The following is a 16,099-nucleotide window of genomic DNA, read 5'->3' on the forward strand; positions in this document are numbered from 1 at the left end:
AGGGGCAGCGGCCGAGTGCCGACCACGTACAGGCAGAACGTCCGCAGCCTGAAGTGAGGGCGGCTGCAGACAGTCCGGTGCCTCAGCAGGCGTCGGACGGTCCCGCACCTCAGCAACAGCCCCCGGCACCTGGCCAGCCGGCGCCATCATCGGGTAGTTCGGCACCGCCGGCGGTCTCGTCGCACGGCGCGCCGCCGAGTCCGGCCGGCGCACCGTCGAACGGCGGCTACGGCATGGCCCCACCGGGAGCCGGCCCGGAACCAGGCCGCCAGACCGGCGGACGCCCGCAGGACAACGTCGGAGCGGCCGGCTTCACCGGCGGTGCGAACCAGCCGTTCGCGGCAGCCGATGGGGGGACGGCACCGTTCCAGAGCGGGCCATCGCCGCAGCAGGGCCCGCCCCAGGGCGGATTCACACCACCCCCACCAGCCGGAATGCCGAACGGCGGCGGCGGTCCCGGACGTACGAATGGCCCGGCCCCGACGCCCCCGCGCGGCGGTCAGCCACCGCACGAGCAGCCGCGACGGATGCCACCGCAGGACCCGCGCCGGATGCCGCCGGGTGGTCAGCCGATGCGCGGGCAACCGCCGGGGCAGCCGAGCGGACGGCCCCCGCAAGGCGGACAACCGCAGGGCGGTCAGGCACCGGGCGGGCAGGCGCTGGGCGGGCAATCGCACGGGGGACAGCCGCATGGCGGGCACGCGCAAGGCGGCCAAGCACACGGCGGACAGCCGCAGACCGGACACCCGCAGGGTGGACAGCCACACGGCGGCCAAGCACAAGGTGGACAGCCGTTCGGTGGGCAGCCACACGGCAATCAACCGCACGGTGGGCAGGCACAGGGCGGCCAGCCACAGAACGGCCAATCGCACGGCGGACAACCGGGGGTTGGGCAAGTACTGGGCGGGCAGCCGCGCGGTGGGCAACCGTTGCAGGGTGGCCAGCCGCCGCAGGGTGGCCAGCCGCCGCAGGGCGGCCAGCTGTCGCACGGTGCCCAGCCGTCGCACGGTGCGCAGCCGCCGCAGGGTGGCCAATCGTCGCACGGTGCCAAGCCGACGCAGGGTGGCCAACCGTCGCATGGTGGGCAGCCCCCTCAAAGTGGCCAACCGTCGCACGGTGCGCAGCCCCCGCACAGTGCGCAGCCGCCGCAGGGTGGGCAGGCGCAGGGTGGGCAGGCGGTTCACGGTGGGCAAAGGCCGCCGGGAGGGCAGGGGCCGTCGGCTGGGCAGGCGCCGCACGGTGGGCAGCCGCCGGTGGGTGGGGCTTCCTCTCACCGGGGGCAGTCGCCGCAGGGTGGGTTGCCTTCTAACGATCCGCGGCGGATGCCGCCGTGGCCGCAGGGTGGGCCGCCGCACCAGGGGGTGCCTGGTGGGCAGCGTCCCGCGGGGTACCCGAACCAGCCGCGCGGGCCGCAGGGGCCGGGTCCGCATCCGGGGGGACGGCCGCCGATGCCGCCACCGCCGGGTGGCCGGCCGCCGATGCCGCCGCACGATCCGCGGCTGGGTCCGCCGCGCCCGGTGGGGCCGCCGCAGGTTCCGCCGGCGCGGTTCGGTCCGCCGCAGGAGCGTCTGCCTCGTGGTCCGCAGGGGCCGTTCGAGCAGCCTGTCGCGAGGCCGGCGGAGCCGAACGTGCCCGTGGCCGAGCACGCCCCGGTTCAGGAGCGGCCGGTCGAGCAGCAGCCACCCGCGACTGGGCAGAACCCGGACCGGCATCGGCCGACGGATCCAGCCGGCGAGCAGGGGCGAACCCCGGACGAGCGGCCGGTCGGGAACGCCGCGGACCAGCCGATCGAGCGGCAAGCACCCGCCGCCCGGCAGCCCAGCGAGCAAGACGCGCACGCAACCCAGCAGACACCCGCTACGGCACGGCCGAGTGAGCAAGCGCCGACCGCAGCCCAGCAGTCCGGCGGCCAAGACGCACACACAACCCAACAGCCTGCGCCCACTGCGGAACAGCCAAGTAGGCAAGCGCCGACCGCAGCCGAGCAGCCCGCCGGGCAAGACGCACACGCAACCCAACAGCCTGCGCCCGCTGCGGAACAGCCAAGCAGGCAAGCGCCGACCGCGGCGCAGCAGCCCGCCGGGCAAGACGCACGCACAACCCGGCAACCGGCGCCCACTGCGGAACGGGCGGGCGGGCAGGACGCGCCCACGGTTGGACAGCCACCTGCGGCCGAGCAGTCGGGCGGGCGGGATGTTTCTGCTGCCGAGCACGCTCCTCCGCACCAGCGCGGTGGTTTCGAGCAAGCACCTGAGCACGATCAGCAGCCCGCTAGCGATGCGGCGCACCAGCGCGCGGGTGAGCAGGAACTGCCGGCGGAGCAGGAACCCGGTACCGACCCCGGTCGAGAACCAGACGGCAGCGCGCCGCACACCGACAACGACCAGTACGGGCAGCCGGATCGGTTCATCGACGAGCCCTACCTCGACGATCCCGGCTTCCGCACCCAGGACCCCGGCGGGATCGCGCGGATCGAGGACACCTTCATGGACTCCGGGCGGCAAAGCCCGGAGACCGGCGAGTGGCGCCACGAGCAGGTCCGCCGCGAGGCGCTCGCCCGGCGGGACCAGTTCCACCCCGGCATGTCCGACGATGGCGCCTTCGCCGTGCACGCCTACACGCGGCACGAGCTGGTCGGGCCGCTCAACCGGGCCCTTCGGCTCGGCGGCCCCGAGCTCCTCGGCCTCGCCCCTCAGGCCGGGGCGCTCGTCTCCGGGCTCAACGAACTGCCTCCGCACGTCGGCACCGTCTCCCGGCGGGTCGACTTCCACGGGGATCCTTCGCGGCTCCAGGCTTTCCTCGGGCGCTTCCACGAGGGCGCGCACATCACCGAGCCCTCCTTCCTCAGCTCGTCGAAGGTCGATTCGGCGCATCCGCGCAGCACCTTCGCCGGTGAGGTCGAGATGCGGATCGAGTCCAGGACCGGCCGCGACGTCGAGTCCATGGCCAGCATCGGGCGCGAGCGCGAGGTGCTCTTCAAAGCCGGGTCGCAGTTCGAGATCACCGGGGTCGAGATGGGGCCGGGGCATCCCCAGCACCCCGATTTCGAGAACCGCCCCGGCGCCCGGGACCAGCCGCAGTGGATCGTGCATGCCGAAGAGATCGCGCCTGGGGATCCGCGGTTCCGTAGTGACACTTGGGACGCTGTCGACGAACGCCGTGCCGCCGAACGCACCGACGAAGAGCGCTTCGAGCGGGAAGCGGCCGAGAAGGACGCGCAGTTCTATGCCGAGTACCCGCACCTCAAGCCGTCCGGGGATCTGTTCAAGCTGCTCGGTGGGGACGACGACGCGCCGCCGCCGCCCGAAAAGCGGGTGCCCGCCACCACCGAGCCCGAGGGGGGCTGGTCGCGGCTCGCCGAACCGCTGACGCCGGGTGGGCCGCCCGTGCTCCACGCCGGGTCCGTCGAGACTCCGCAGCAGCACGCGCGGCTCGTCCGCGACGCCGTTCCCGAACTCGCCGCCGTCAACACCCGCAACCACTACAGCCCGGGCGAACACGGCTTCCGGACCAACGCCGCCGAGTCGATGACCGCCTTCGACCGGCGCATGAACGGCGAGGACGTCGTCGCCGGGCCGGCCCGGGGCGAGAGCCTCGGCGGGAACTGGCGCGACCGCGGCAGCTTCGACGACGTCGCGCGCGACCTGGGGGAACGTCCCGTCGGCGCGCGGACGGCCGTCTCCTTCGAGCACGCCGGCACCGAGCACCTGGTCGCCGCCGTGCGGACCGAGCACGGGGTCCTGTTCGCCGATCCCGTCACCGGGCGGCTCGCCGAGCTGCCGCACGATGCCACGTCGATCCGAGAACTGCCGCTCGGCCCGCACGAGACGCCGTCCATCGCCGACCGCCTCGGCCCGGCGCCCGAACGGCTGCCGCACGACGAGGGCTTCCTCTTCGACGACGACCACCGCGGGACGCCGGCCGACCACGAGAGCATCCGCCGCGCGGTCGGCGACGAGCGCATCTACCAGGACATCCACGACCGCGCGCTCGCCCGGCGCGACGCCGCCGGGCTGCCCCTGACCGACGAGGGCGCCGTCGCGGTGCACGGCTACACCCGCGGCGAGTACGCCTACGACGTCAACGAGGCCCTGCGCCGTGGCCCCGGCCACCCCGGCTTCGACCTCGCGCAGGCGAACGCCCGCGCCATCACCGACGGCCTCAACCAGGTCCCGCGCACGTCCGGCGAGACCATCCGCGCCTTCGACGTCAGCGGCGACCCACGGCTGGCCGAGCTCGTCTCCGGGCCGTACAACCCCGGTGACGTGGTCGTCGAGCCGTCGTTCTCCAGCGCGTCCATCAAGACCGGCGAGTTCTCGACCAGCAAGTTCGGCGACGACGTCGAGCTGCACGTCCGGTCGGACAACCTCCGCGACATCTCGAAGCTCGCCGAGAACCCGTCCGAGCGCGAGTCGCTGTCGCCGCCCGGCACCCAGCTGCTGGTGCACGAGCGACGGCTGGAGCTCACGCCCGAGGGCCGCCGCAAGTGGGTCATCAAGGCCGAGGAGATCGGCCCCGGCCACCCGCGCTACCTCGACCCCGAGACCGCGCAGCAGAGGATGGCCGAGCGCCGTGCCGAGAACGACCACAACGCGGCCGAGTTCGAACGGCGCAAGCAGGTCGCGCTGGTGGAACGCCTCGGCGGCTTCGGCGAACCCGAGCACGTCACGCAACCGGAGCACCCGCAGGTCAGCGACGTCCTCGACACCCACGAACTTCGGCCGACGCCAGAGCCCCAGCCCGATTACGGACACCTGGCGCGGGCGACGAACCCGCCGTCCGAGCCGGCCATCCACGCCGGCGCCGCGACGCCGGCGGAGCGCGCGGCCTACGTCCAGGACCGCCACCCGCACCTGCGCGAGGTCAACCCGGGCTTCCACCAGCCGGGCGCGCTGGAAAACGGGTACCTGTCGAACTGCACCCGCGCGCCCGAGGCCTACCTGGACCGGCTGCGCGGCGGTGACACGACGGCCGAGCCGGTCCTCTTCCACGAGATGGGCACCCGCGGCACGCTCGAGCACCTGGAGGGCCGGTTCGGCGAGACGTTCTCCGAGCGCGGCAGCTACGACGACGTCATCCGCGAGATGCGGGACATGCCGCTCGACCACCACGCCGTCGTCGCGGTGAAGTACGAAGGCCCGAACGGCGTCGAGTACGGGCACGTCGCGATGGTCGTGCACACCCGCGACGGCGTCGCGTTCATCGACCCGCAGTCCGGCGACCTCATGCACCTGCCGCAGCCGCCGAAGGGCATCAAGCTGATGCACGTCGGCACGCCGGACGAGGTGCACATCCAACCCGTGCACGCCGGGACGACGGACCACGGCGGCTACGGCAGCGCCCCGCAGTCCCGGCTCGACGAGCTGCTCGCGCAGCCGCCGGTCGCCGAAGCGCTCGCCGGCGCGACCACCGACCTCGTCGTCAAGGACCACGAGGGGAACCCGCAGAACCTCGGGCCGGTCGGTGAGTTCGTCCGGACGCGGCTGGCCGAGCACCCGGAGCTGGTCGACCTGCTCCACGACCCGGCCAACGAGTTCCTGACGCGGTCGCTGCTGCGCAAGCCGGAGACGATCGCCAGCCTGCTGGTGCACGACGAGGCCCTCCCGATCCTGGCCGACGCCGTGCGCGAGGTGCACCACCCGGCCCCGGACGCGGAACCGGTGGGTCCGGACGCGGAGCCGACCCCGCTCACCCCGGACCAGGCCGAGACGTCCCACGAGGTGATCGACCAGGCTGATGGGCACCCTCAGCAGCACCGCCGGCAGGCCGAATTCGACTTGAGCAAGGCCGGGGACGAGGCTTACACGCGGCAGTACCTCGCCGAGCGCTACGCGGAAGCGGCGCGGGCCGACGCGAAGCTGAAGGAGATCCTGCCGCCGCTGGCAGCGGAAACCGGTGGCCACGCCGGGTTCCGGCCAGGACCGAAGTCCGAAGGCCGGGCGATGGACAAGATCAACACCAACTACGACGGTGACGCGTCGCGGCTGGTCGACCTCGCGGGCGCGATGATCCAGTTCGAACGCGTGCAGGACGCCTACGCCGCGTTGGCGCGGATCGCGGACCACCCGGACCTGGAGATCGTCGACTTCGACGACCGCTTCGCGAACCCCGCTCCGGCCGGTTACCGCGACCTGCAGATGAGCGTGCGCATCGACGGGCACGTCGCCGAGCTGCGCCTGCACCTCAAGGCGCTGGACGACGTTTCGGCGTACGAGCACTCGCTCTACGAGGTCCGGCGCGATCTGAAGGCGCTCGCGAAGGCCGAGGGCCGGACCTACACCGCCGACGAACGAGCCCTGATCGACGGGCTGATCAAGCGCGAACGAGAGCTGTTCTGGGACGCGCTGCAGGGGAGTCTCTGATGGTTCAGACGCCGTCCTACTTCGAGTACTACGACCACCCCTACGTGGTCGACGGCACGCCCGACGGCGGGCTCACCGGCCGGATCCTCAACTGGAAGACCGGCCGGTTCGACGAAGACAACGAGCACGTCACCGACGTGCTCTTCGACCACGGACCGGACATCCGGAGCCTCGACCGCGACCGGTTCGTGCGCCGGACCGAGGAAGCGCGGCACCACTACCTCCGCGGTGACGGGCCGATCTTCGCGCTCTACCAGACCATCGACGCGATCTGGGCCGCCATGGAAGAGGAAAGCCGCAAGATCACCAAGGAGGAGCGCGCCTTGATCGACTCGCTGTACCGGCGCACCTTCACGATGTGGGAGGACGAGTTCGCCCGCCGCGACGCCGGCGAGGCCCCGACCTTCACCTTCACTTCGACGTTGGCGCGATGATTCACGTGGAACAACGACTTTCGCCCGAAGAGCAGCGCACTGTCCTGGTGCAGCTGGGAAAGCTCGTCCGCGAGCTCCGGACCGACGCCGCCGGGCCGGCCGCCGTCGACTTCCGGCAGGTCGGGGCGCACACCGAGCTGCAGGGCCACAACGCGACGACGTCCGACGCCGTCGCCGAGCTGTTCACCGAGCTGCGCAAGGGGATGTACGCCGAGGACCGCGGCACCTGGCTGCAGGCGCGGTTCACGCTCGCCCCGGACGGCACCTTCGACTTCGACTTCGCGCTCGACGACGATCCGGTGTGGACGGACGCGCCGCCGTCGGCCGCCTACCCGGAGGAGCTGGCCGCGTTCCCGCGCGCCGAGGAGCACATCCCCGACTGGTGGCGGCTGCGCGCGCAGCTGCCGCTCGGCGTGGTGTTCCGGCACGCCGAGGTCGGCGGCCCGGACGTCGAACGGCCGCCGCTGACCGACACGGAGGTACCGCTCGTGCTGCAGTACCTCGAGCGGGAGGCCGTCGTCCACGAAGACGGCGACGAGCGCTTCCACACCGACGGTGCCTGGATCTGGCCGTCGTCGGTGGCCGACCAGCTGGCTGACCAGGGCATCCCGCCCGAACCGGACCTGGTCGCGCACATCCGCCGTCACCACTTCCAGCCGCCGTACGTCGAGCCGCTGGTGCGCCGGACCGCGGAGGCCGACCTGCTGGGCCGGCCGAGGCCGAAGCCGAGCCGCGCGGACGTCAAGAAGACGAGCGGTGACGTCGCCGCGGAGCTGGAGACCACGCCGGACCCGAAGCTGGGCGACGAGGAACTGCTGATCGTCCTGGTCCAGCGGCTCGGCGAGCACGGCGTCTGGCCGGAGGCGTACCGCGTCGGCGAGCGGGCCGACGGCACGTGGTGCCTCAACTTCACTCCCGAAGGCTGGGAGGTCGCCGCGTACGCCGGCGGGGAGCCCCGCGAGCCCCAGTACTTCGAACGGCTCGAAGACGCCGCCCAGCAGCTGCTCGGCGCGTTGCTGCTGCACCCCGCCCGGATGACCGCCGGCCACGAAACCCCCTTGGAAACCGCCAAGGAGCTCGACGACTGGCCGGTCCACCCGGCTCCGGGTGAGCCTCCCCTCACCCTGCTCCGCAACAAGCGCATCACCCGGCTGGTGGCGGGTACGGTCGTTCTGCGCTTCGGCGAGGAACCCGGCAATCTCGTTCACCACGGGGAGGTACGGTTCGCCACGACGTCGCTGCCGCTGGAACGTGAGCGGGAACGGCGGAGCTACCGGCTGAGACGCCCTCTGCACGTGATCACCGGCATCACGGTTCCGTGGGCGAACCTGCCGGGTGGCGCGGTGGCCTTCGTGCTGCCGAAGACGATCGCCGAGCACGAGTCCGACGGAAGCCTGGAGAGGATCGAGTAGGTGGAAGCGGCGGAAGCGATTGCCAAGGTCGGCCAGTGGCTGCGCGCGGTGCACGGTCCGGACGTCTCCGGTCCCGCCGGGCTCCGGGTGGACACCGAGAAGGTGCTGCGCATCCCCGAGGGCTGGTCGGTGCCCTACAACACCATCGCGTTCCTCGACGAGGGTCGGCCGGAGAAGGAGATCTTCCCGCCGCCGTCGGTCGTGGTCCGGGAGCCGGACGGCGAGCTGCGGCAGGCACACCCGCACCCCGGCGGCCTGTCCGTGCCGGTGGCGTTCCCCGGCCAGGAGAACTGGCGCGAGGTCGTCGACCCCGAGTACGTGAAGGCCGGGCTCGGTGAGCTCGGCGTGCCGCTGCAGGCGGTCGCGGGCTGGGTGAAGGTCGACGCCGAGGGCAACCAGACCGGCGAAGAGCGCGAGAACCCCGAGTACAAGGCGGGCCCGATCCGCCGCGGCTACCCGAAGCCCGAGAACACGCTCGAGACGCTGCTGTCGTTCGCCAGCGTCGGCTGGCTGACGCGGGAACTGCTGCTCATCGGCCTGATCCGGTGCGAGGTGTTCATCCCGCTCGACCTGGAGACCGGCAAGACCGACCGGTTCTACTTCGCCGAGGAGCGCAACGAGCTCAAGGTCTTCAGCTCGACCCGGAACCTGCCCTCGCGCGAGCACGGCTGGTGGAAGGTCGACGTCGCGACGCTCGCCGAGTTCGAGCACCCGCCGAACCTGGTGATCAACGGCGGCCCGACGACCATCGAGGACGTCTCCAGCGGCGAGCTCGCCGGCATCGTCCAGCGCTTCCCGCGGCACGAGCCGCGCATCGACGTGCACGGCCGCTGCCCGGAGGCCGAGGAGGACCTGATCCGCGTCGCCGTCGACACGGCATCGCGGATGGGGCTGCCGGACCCGGTCAAGCCGCCGCTCGCCGCGGCCGAGAAGGCGCGGCGGCGCGGGTACGAGCTGACCGCCGAGGAGTGCGCGAAGACCGTGCTCGGCGAGTCGTGGCTGAAGCGGCTGCAGATGCCGGAGCCGCCGCGCAGCAAGCCCAACGACCTGCGCGCGAACGGCCTGGCGCCGACGTACGACAACGCCGGCCGCGCGATCCCGCGGCTCGACACCTTCGGCAAGTACTTCGAGCGGGATCTCGACGGCTTCCGCTACGGCTGGCAGCGCGTCACGGGCGCGTACGTCGGCTTCGCCCTCGGCGAAGCGCTCGGCGCCGCGGTCGACCGGATGCCGCTCCACGACATCCACGCGAAGTTCGGCATCGAGGGCGTCACCGACCTGGTCCCGGCGTTCGACCAGCCGGGCCGGATCGGCTCGCTGACGCAGCGGCTGCTGTTCTACACCGAGGCCGCGATCCGCAGCCCGCACCGCGAGCAGCCGGAGTCCCGCGACGCCGAGCAGCTCTTCCCCGGCGTCGTCCGCGGCGCGCTGCAGCGCTGGCTGCGCACGCAGGGCGCGCCGCTGGAGGACGCGGACGGCTGGCTCGTGCAGGTCGCGGACCTGCACGCCCGCCGGGACGCCGACGACGCCGAGCTGAACTCCTACCACCAGCTCGCGACCGAAGCCGGGAGCGCGCCGCCCATGACCGGCCCGGCCGCGCTGATCCCGGCCCTGCCCGCGGCGCTGACCATGGCCGGTCCGGGCAGCGGGCTGAGCGGCGGTGCGCGCCAGGCGGTGCGCGAACTGGCCGGCGTCACCCACCCGACCGAGCCCGACCTGGCCGCCGCGACCTACCTGACCTGGCTGTTCGAGCACGCGCTGACCAAGGAGGCGTTCAGCTTCCCGATCTGGAACCTCAGCCGCGAGGTGCTCAACCCGGACAACCAGTACCAGCAGGGTCCGGAGTGGACGGAAATCAAGGACATGGTCGCCGAGTCGGTGCCGTTCTTCGGCGAGCACGGGCTGCCCGACCTGCGGATGCCCGAGCTGATCGGCGACGGCAAGTCGACGCTCTCGGTCCTCGGACGCGCCTTCGCCGCGTTGTCCGGCTTCGAGAACTACCCGGAGCAGGCGCTGCTGCGGGCCGTCAACCACTCCGGCCGGAGCGCGCTCACCGGCGCGATCGCCGGCGCCCTGCTCGGCGCGCGCACCGGTATCCCCGGGCTGCCGCAGAAGTGGGTCGACCAGCTGGAGCTGCGCTACCTGGTCGAGAACGTCGCTTCGGACGCCTACTGGCACTTCGACCGGCACTCGGCGTTGAGCGCGCTCGGCGACGAGTGGATCGAGCGGTACCCGCGGCGCTGACGCGAGGATGGGGAGCATGGCTGAAAGCGACGACGGCTTCGTCGAGTGGCGGCCGGACGTCGATCCGGAGTTCGACGAAAAGGCGTTTCCCGAACTCGGCATCCCGGTGCGCGCCATCCGCGGGTGGGCGCAGTACACGCTGTTCGGGGAGCCGACCGGCCCACGCCGCGCGAACGAGCAGTACCGGCCGGGCCCGGTCTGGCGCGGTTTCCCGGTGCCGGCGACCGACGCCGAGAAGCTGCTGGGCTACCTCGGCGCGAACTGGATCAGCCGCACCGAGTTCGTGACGGCGCTGCTGGACTGTGAAGTCCTGGCGCCGACGCCGGACGGAGAACCGGTCGTCCGCGCGGTGCCGGACGGCCACGAAGTCATCGCCTACAGCTCGTCGGCGAAGGTGCCGGGGCGCTACCCACGCCGGTGGCGCGTGACGGTCCGCGAGCTGCTGGCCGGGCGGCCGTCGACCGGGCTGACGCTCGACCCCGGCACCGGGCTCGTCCGCAGCCTGACCGCCGCCGAGCTGGGTGACGTCGAAGCCGGCGAGCGTCGGCACGGGCTCGACGAGCCCGCGCCGGAAGCCGGGCCCGAGGTGGCCGAGGCGCTGCCCGCGCTGGTCGCGGAGTTCGGCGTCGAGCCGCCCGACCTGCTGGAACGGCACCTGCGGTACGCCGTCGACCACGCCCGCGACCACCACTTCGAACTCTCGCCCGAAGACTGCGTCCGGTACCTGCGCGGGTTCGCCTGGCAGTACCGCAACGGCGTCCGGCGGCGGGCGGGCCAGGACCCGCAGTGGCCCGCCGACCTGGGCGCGAACGGCCTGATCGCGCACGTGGACGAGGAGGCGCGCCCGCGGCCGGTGCCGTGGACGTTCGGGAAGTTCTCCGCCTTCGGCACGCCGGCCGCGCGCTTCGCGTGGCACCGGATCGTCGGCGCGTACGTCGGCTTCGCGATCGGAGACGCGCTGGGAAGTGGTGCCCCCGGCACGCTGGGCGGGCTGACGCGCCACCTGCTCTTCCACACCGACATCGTGCTGCGCGGCCTGCCGCCGGTGCCGACCGGCGAGGTGCCGGCGAACCTGCCGTTCCCGGACCCGGTCGGCTGGCTCGCGGTCGCGACGCGGCGTGCGGGTCTCGCCCCGGACGACGTCTCGACGTTGCTGGTGACGGCGCTGGCCGCGACCCCGGCGGGAGCGGTGGCCATCGACGGCGTCGACGGCGAGCAGTACGCGAAGGACGTTGCCCACGCGCTGACCGGTGGCGACCCGGAGGTGGCCGAGGGCGTCGACCTGCTGGTCGCGCTGTTCCAGGCGTTGCTCACGCGGGACACCTTCGCGCTGCCCGTCCACCTGCGGCTGCGGGAGATCGGCGGCGAACTCGCCCAGGAGACGCTCGCGCTGCGCGAAGACCGCGACACCGACGACGTCACGCAGCTCGAAAGCATCGGCGACGGCCGGAGCGTCCGGTCGGTGCTCGGCCGGGCGCTGTTCGCCGCGGCCAAGCGCGGCCACGATCCCGAAGCGGCGATCACGCTCGCCGCGCGGTCCGGCCCGGTCGCGGGCGCGATCGCCGGCGCTCTCGTCGGCGCCCGGCTCGGCGTGCCCGGCCTGCCCGCCGCGTGGGTCGCGGCGCTGCCCGACCTCGGCCTGCTCGACGACGTCGCCAGCGACGTCTTCTGGTACTTCAACCGCAACGGCCTCCAGACGGAGACCGCGGAACACCCGCGCTGGGAACGCCGCTATCCCAGTGGCCGCTTCACGCCGAAACCGGAGGGACCGGACTTGCGCTCACGACTGCGGGGGAGCCTGCTGGCCGGCGCGATCGGCGACGCGCTGGGCGCGAAGACCGAGTTCGACTCGATCGACCGGATCCGCGAGATCGCCGGACCGGACGGCATCACCGACTTCATCCCGGCGTACGGCGGCGTCGGCCGGATCACCGACGACACCCAGATGACGCTCTTCACGCTCGAAGCGCTCATCCGGGCGCACGCCCAGCAGCGGCGGACCGGCTCCGCGGACGTCGTGCACTCACTGCAGCTGGCCTACCAGCGCTGGCTGCACACGCAGGGCGTCGCGTGGGACCGGGCGCGTGGGCCGCAGTCCCGCGTCGAAGCGCCCGACGGCTGGCTGGTCACCCACCAGGAGCTGTTCAGCCGGCGCGCGCCGGGGCTGACCTGCTTCGGCGAGCTGGAGGCGTACGGCCGCTCGGGCGTCCGGGGCACCATCGAACGCCCGGTGAACAACTCGAAGGGCTGCGGCGGCGTGATGCGCGCGGCGCCCATCGCGGTGTGGTCCGACGACCTTGCCGAGGTGTTCCGGCTCGGCGCCGAAAGCGCGGCGCTGACCCACGGTCACCCGAGCGGGTATTTGTCCTCGGGCTGCTTCGCGGTGCTCGTCCACGGGCTGCTGCACGGGAAACCGCTGCTCGACGCCCTCGCGGCCGCGCGGGACGAGCTCGTGAAGCACCCGGGTCACGAAGAGCAGAGCGCGGCGCTCGACGCGGCCTTGGCGCTGGCGGAGCAAGGACCGCCGACGCCGGAGAAGCTGGAGTCGCTCGGGCAGGGCAACGTCGGCGAGACCGCGTTGTCGATGTCCGTGTACGTCGCGCTGACCACGACCGACGCCGACACGGCGTTGCTCGCGGCGGTCAACCACAGCGGGGACAGCGACTCGACCGGTTCGGTCTGCGGCAATCTCGTCGGCGCGATGTACGGCGAACAGACGCTGCGGCAGAGCTGGCTGGAGCAGCTGGAGCTCCGCGACGTCATCGTCGGCCTGGTGGACGACGCGATCACCGAGTTCGGCCCGGATGCGCCGGGTGACGACCGGTGGTTCGCTCGGTACCCGGTCGACTAGGTTTTCGGTGTAACTGGGGTCAGGGGAGGACAAAACGTGCGTTACCGGGTTGAGGTGGCCGAACGCCCGGACGGCCTGTACGCGACGTGGGGCGAGGGGACGTTCCGCGCGCAACGTTCGACGACCGACGGCACCGTGCTGCTGTCCGTGCTGCCGGAGGAAGAGGCGCCCGAGGGCTTCGACAAGGAGTTCGAGGACCGGCCGGCGCGGGTCGTGCCGGCGAGCGAGGTGCCGGCGACGTTCACGTTGCGCACCTTCGGCGAGTACGACGGCGAAGTCTTCGAGGTCGCGCCGGGCGCGCGGCCGGAGCTGACCCTGCGCTGGGTCCGGGACGACGCCGCCCGCGCGGCACAGCTGGGCCTGACCGACTTCTCGGTCACGGTGCCGGCGAAGCAGGTCACGGCGCTGTGGCAGACGCGGCTCGACTTCACCGAGACGCCGGAGGCGCGGCCACAGCCGGGCGCCGGCGACCAGAACGCGCTGCTGCGCGCCATCGGCCGGACGCTGCTGCACACGGTGCCCGGAGGCTGGGCCCGCGTCGGCGCACAGTTCCGGCAGGTCGGCGACTACTCCGAGATCGAGGTCCGCGCGGTCGGCGACGAGGACGGCCCGGTGTCGGTCTCGCTGCCCGCGGCGCCGCGGCTCGGCGGGCTCTTCGCCCGGCTGCGGGCCGCGATGTTCCAGCCCGAGGTGGGCACCTGGTATCAAGGCACGTTCACGCTCGACGCGGAGTCGCAGTTCGACTTCGACTTCGACGCCGACCGCGAGCCGGACTGGCGGGTGCCGCCCAACGAGGGCGGCCGCCCGTCGACCGCCGCCTACGAGCTGGAGCTGGCGAACTTCCCGCGGGCCCCGAAGCACGTCCCGACCTGGTTGACGGCGAAGGCCGGCCTGCCGCTGGACGTCACCTTCCGGCTCGCCAGGGCCGCCGACTCGCACGCCGAGGGCGAGCGGCCGGTGGTCAACCGGCCACCGGTGCCGCCGGACCAGGTCCGCGGCGTGCTCGACTACCTGTTCCGGGCGCCGGTCGCGCTGCACCGGCCCGCGCCGCTGCCGGACATCTTCGGAGCGCCGGGCGCGAAGCCGGACGTGCCGAACGCGTTCCACACCGACGGCACCTGGATCTGGCCCGCCGCCGTGCCGCACTACCTGCGCAAGTACGGGGTGCCGCCGGAGCCGGATCTGGTCGAGCACATCCGGGCGGCCGGGTTCCGCCCGCCGTTCGTCGGCGACCTCGTCCGCGCGACGGCGGAAGCGGAGGTCCTCGGCCAGCCGCGGCCGCCGCAGACGAGCGCCGATCTGCCGGACGAGCGCGCGCTCGTCCGCGTCGCGCGCGGTGAAGAGGTGCGGGACCTGCGCGGCGCCGAGACGCTGGAACTGCTCCAGCAGCGGCTGGCCGAGCACGGCGTGCCGTCGGCGGCCTACCGGATCGGTGCCAAGGAAATCCCCGCCGAGGGCGTCTGGACGCTGCGGCGGGCCGAGAACGGCTGGGAGGTCTCGCGGCCGCCGTCCGACGAGCCGGTGGCGTTCGGCTCGCTCGGCGACGCGGCCCGGTTCCTCCTCGGCGTGCTGCTGATGCTGCCGCCGCGGCCGGCGGAGGAGTCCGACCTGCCCGCCGACTGGCCGATCCTGCCGATGCGCGGCGAGCCGCCGTTGAACTTCTACCGCGGCAAGCGCCTGATCGTGCTCCCGCCGGGCACGGCGGTCGTCCGGTTCGGTCCCGAGACCGGCAACCTGGTCCACGCGGACGGCTCGCGGTTCGTCGAGACGTCCCTGGCGTTCGAACGCGAGCGGGAGAAGCGGCTCTACCGGGTGCAGCGTTCGGTGCGGGTGCTGACCGGGGTGACGGCGCCGTGGAGCGGGATGCCGGGCGGCGCGGTCGCCTACCTGCTGCCGCGGCCGCTCGCCCAGCACGTCGAAACGGGCTCGTTCAGCAGGCAGTGATCAGGACGGCGGGCGACCACCAGTAGTCGGCGAGCGGTTCGACGACGACCTCGGTGAAGCCCGCCGTCTTCAGCTGCTCGGCCCACGCGGCGGCCGGCTGCTCCCAGTTCGTCCGCTCCTGCCCGGCGACGAGACCGAGCAGGACCGGCAGCAGGAAGCCCTGCGCGACGAGCGAGGCGTCATCGCCGTACTCGGCGACTCCGCGCTCGTAACGCTCGACCAGCGAGCGAAGGTGCTCCGGCGAGCCTTCGGCGTACTCCGGGACGTCGAACTCGGCGAGGACCAGCGTCCCGGTGCGCGGCTGCAGCGCGCGCAGCACCTCGGCCCGCTGCTCCGGCTCGATGGACTGCAGGGCGAACGTCGACTGGACGAAGTCCCAGCCGAGGTCGTCCCGGGCCAGGAACTCCTGCGCGGTCGACTGCCAGCAGGTCGCCGACGGCACCCGTTCGTGGACGCCCTCGAGCAGGGCGGCCGACGGTTCGACGAGGTCGATCCGCGGGGGCGTGTGCGAGGCCTGCTCCAGCGCGGGCACGACCGCCAGGCCGTCGCCGCAGCCCAGGTCGAGCAGCGACTCCGGCTTCGCGTCGTCGTAGCGGGTGGCGAGGGCGGTGCTCAGCGCCCGGTACAGCCCGACGTTGCCGCCGCCGCGGATGAACGCCGTGAACGCGCTCGGCTGGTCGTACACCGAGGCCGAGCCGTCGCCGGCGAGGTAGGTGCGCAGTTCTCCGGCCAGCGACGAGCCGGCGAGACCGGCCTGGGCAGCGAGTTCGGCGGCTTGGTCGCGGTCACCGGCGCGGTAGGCGGCGAGGGCGTCGGCGAGCAGCTCGATCGAGGTCATGAGTTCAGGAGATA

Annotated in this window: 8 protein-coding genes; 6 read left to right on the forward strand and 2 right to left on the reverse strand. The window is 72.9% G+C overall.

What is annotated here, in order from left to right; translation table 11 throughout:
- Positions 1–146 precede the first annotated feature (146 nt).
- Positions 147–1,034, reverse strand: a complete 888-nt coding sequence (locus tag AA23TX_RS40680; RefSeq protein WP_155548275.1) for a hypothetical protein — start codon at positions 1,032–1,034, stop codon at positions 147–149.
- A gap of 1,452 nt (positions 1,035–2,486) precedes the next feature.
- On the opposite strand from AA23TX_RS40680, the gene AA23TX_RS40685 reads away from it, so the two are divergent.
- Genes AA23TX_RS40685 through AA23TX_RS40710 form a run of 6 tightly spaced genes read left to right on the forward strand, consistent with a single transcriptional unit; the run spans position 2,487 to position 15,247 of the window.
- Positions 2,487–6,362 (forward strand): toxin glutamine deamidase domain-containing protein, encoded by a 3,876-nt coding sequence (locus AA23TX_RS40685; RefSeq protein WP_155548276.1) that lies wholly within the window; start codon positions 2,487–2,489, stop codon positions 6,360–6,362.
- On the forward strand, positions 6,362–6,796 hold the full coding sequence (locus AA23TX_RS40690) for a hypothetical protein (RefSeq protein ID WP_155548277.1): 435 nt from the start codon (positions 6,362–6,364) through the stop codon (positions 6,794–6,796). The genes AA23TX_RS40685 and AA23TX_RS40690 overlap by 1 nt, the downstream gene beginning before the upstream one ends.
- The gene (locus AA23TX_RS40695) at positions 6,793–8,208 is read left to right on the forward strand and encodes a glycohydrolase toxin TNT-related protein (protein ID WP_155548278.1); all 1,416 of its coding nucleotides are present in this window, start codon (positions 6,793–6,795) and stop codon (positions 8,206–8,208) included. The genes AA23TX_RS40690 and AA23TX_RS40695 overlap by 4 nt, the downstream gene beginning before the upstream one ends.
- A complete protein-coding gene (locus AA23TX_RS40700) occupies positions 8,209–10,452 on the forward strand; it encodes an ADP-ribosylglycohydrolase family protein (protein ID WP_155548279.1) in 2,244 nt (747 codons plus the stop codon).
- Between the two features lie 16 nt (positions 10,453–10,468).
- Positions 10,469–13,303 carry an ADP-ribosylglycohydrolase family protein gene (locus AA23TX_RS40705; protein ID WP_155548280.1) on the forward strand — a complete coding sequence of 945 codons (2,835 nt, stop codon included), beginning with the start codon at positions 10,469–10,471 and terminating at the stop codon, positions 13,301–13,303.
- A gap of 36 nt (positions 13,304–13,339) precedes the next feature.
- The gene (locus AA23TX_RS40710) at positions 13,340–15,247 is read left to right on the forward strand and encodes a TNT domain-containing protein (RefSeq protein ID WP_155548281.1); all 1,908 of its coding nucleotides are present in this window, start codon (positions 13,340–13,342) and stop codon (positions 15,245–15,247) included.
- On the opposite strand, the gene AA23TX_RS40715 is transcribed toward AA23TX_RS40710, so the two are convergent.
- Entirely contained in the window at positions 15,234–16,085 is an 852-nt protein-coding gene (locus tag AA23TX_RS40715; protein ID WP_155548282.1) for a class I SAM-dependent methyltransferase, read from the reverse strand. The genes AA23TX_RS40710 and AA23TX_RS40715 overlap by 14 nt on opposite strands.
- Between the last annotated feature and the right edge of the window lie 14 nt (positions 16,086–16,099).

Origin of the sequence: Amycolatopsis camponoti (genome assembly GCF_902497555.1) — a bacterium.
Lineage (GTDB): Bacteria > Actinomycetota > Actinomycetes > Mycobacteriales > Pseudonocardiaceae > Amycolatopsis > Amycolatopsis camponoti.